Source organism: Pontibacterium sp., assembly GCF_041587635.1.
Taxonomy (GTDB): domain Bacteria; phylum Pseudomonadota; class Gammaproteobacteria; order Pseudomonadales; family Balneatricaceae; genus Pontibacterium.
Genome location: NZ_JBFGYC010000653.1, coordinates 1 through 2052, shown reverse-complemented (window position 1 = coordinate 2052; position 2052 = coordinate 1). Strand labels below are relative to the sequence as shown.

General features: G+C 49.7%; 1 protein-coding gene and 1 pseudogene. One reads left to right on the top strand and one right to left on the bottom strand.

What is annotated here, in order from left to right:
• Window positions 1–1109 (bottom strand): annotated as a pseudogene (locus ABYW01_RS20325) (alkaline phosphatase family protein); the annotation flags it as partial.
• Between the two features lie 212 nt (window positions 1110–1321).
• Here ABYW01_RS20325 and ABYW01_RS20320 point away from each other — a divergent pair.
• On the top strand, window positions 1322–1972 hold the full coding sequence (locus ABYW01_RS20320; RefSeq protein ID WP_372836290.1) for a DUF5610 domain-containing protein: 651 nt from the start codon (window positions 1322–1324) through the stop codon (window positions 1970–1972).
• Window positions 1973–2052 lie beyond the last annotated feature (80 nt).

Sequence of the window (2052 nt, the reverse complement as noted above, 5' to 3'; positions counted from 1 at the left end):
TGCTGCGGCGCATTACCCCAGCCCTGGCATACCCAATAACCAATCAATGCATTACCAATGATCCGGCGAGAGAAGGGATGATCATAAGCTGCATCCTCCCAACCACGCGTCAGATTCCAATCATCCGTCACGTCATGATCATCAAAGATCATATATACCGGCAAATGAGCCATCGCCCGCTGTACCCGCGGCAAACCTTCAGCGAAATGCGCGAGTTGCTTCTGTTCTTCCAGATAGCGGTCACGGTAATTTTCGTCGACATCACTCACATTGGTTTTTACATAGGCCCACAATGAGGGCGACCATACCAGCAGGTACATCGCTAACACTTCACCTAGCGTAATCAAATGATTATGCGCCCCGTCTGCGGTAAAGATCGGCTTTTTCGCGCCCCCAAAGAACTTATCCCGAAGGGTTTCGTTGGCTCGATTGTGAGGCAGCAGGTTTTCGCGCTGATAGTAACAACAGGTATTGCGATATAGCTCTTCGCTGTCTTTAACCGTTGAGCCGCTCAGGATTTCACTCTGCAGCCCTAACAACTCAATAACCTGATGAATGGCCGTTAACATGGGACCTGCCACATCATCGGCATAGATCTGATCACCACTCATTAAAAGCAGCGCGGGACGTTCCTCGGCATTTTGCACCGACGACTGCAAAACCAGATCAGCCTGCAATAAGCCATCATCGCTGGGGTAATGAGGCTTACGACAAGAACCGTGCAGGACCTTGTCCAACCGGGATTTAATCACCAGAGAAAGACGGGATTCCCCCGGATAAAGTATCGTCGGTTGTAACTGCGCCAACCCCCGCACGCCCTCATCACCTGAGAACTTCAGATCATATTCAAAGCGTTCGCCTAAAGGTAAGCGGCTATTGGGTACCACATTGACCAAATAGACATACGCACGCTCACCGATAGGCAGTATCTCAGTGTTCGAACCGTTCAGCGGATATTGTTCGGTCGCGCCATCCTCTCTATACAGCTCCAGCATCACATCCACCTGCCGGGAGCATACAAACCAAAGCACCATCTGTTCCGGCTGTAACCGTCTTACCACGGGTCCTGCAATGAGTTCCGGTAACGCATCAACCATAATGACTTCCATACTGCCTGTTCTATCAGTGAGTTAGCGTAAGCATATCGGAGCTTGTGACCAAACACACCGCTCCCAGTTCAAACTATGAATACTAATCTAATTTCGTTAATCAAAACTGAATCAAGAGAATTTCGATGATAGTGAGTAATATTCAGTCAATGGTTTCGCACACCTGCCGATAACATGGGATACTGCCAAGAATCGCCAAAGAGAAGATAGGTATGAGCATCAATAATTTCGGCCAGTCCGTATCTGTGCAAGCCAAACAATCCGACAAACCACAGCCGTTTGGACAACATGTGTCTCAACAAGCCCATGAAAAAAATGAAGCAAAACGGGCAGAACGAGCGGAAGGCACTGAGGCGATGACACCTCAGCAGCAGGCTAAAACAGAACTTAACCGCTCAATCGTAGAAGCCTCACTGCAAGTCAACATCAACGCTGGCAACGATTCTCTGGCACTTGTATTTAAAGCCGCAACAGAGAAAATCAACGAAATTCTGGAACCGGATCTGGGTCCACGAGCGCTGGACAATGCGGTAGAGAGCGGACTCGATGTCTCCCCTGAAGCCACCGCAGACCGCATTGTGTCACTCACCACAGGGTTGTTTTCACGTTTTCAGGAAGCTAACCCTGAGCTACAAGGCAGTGAACTGGTCGACCACTTCACCGATGTCATTGGTGGCGGTATCTTGCAAGGCTTTGGCGAAGCACGTGAAATACTCGACGGTATGGGTGCATTGACGGACGATATTGCCGGAAATATTGACCAAACCTATGACCTGGTCGTCGAGAAGCTGGAACAGTTCCGGTTGGACAATGGTGGTTCTGAACGCTCAGACACCAGTGCAGACGCGAACATCGCTGAATAACCTAACCACAAGGCCTGACAGTGGATAGGCGTTATCCTCTGTCAGCTGCATCTCACGACTTAAGAGACCACCACCTGATT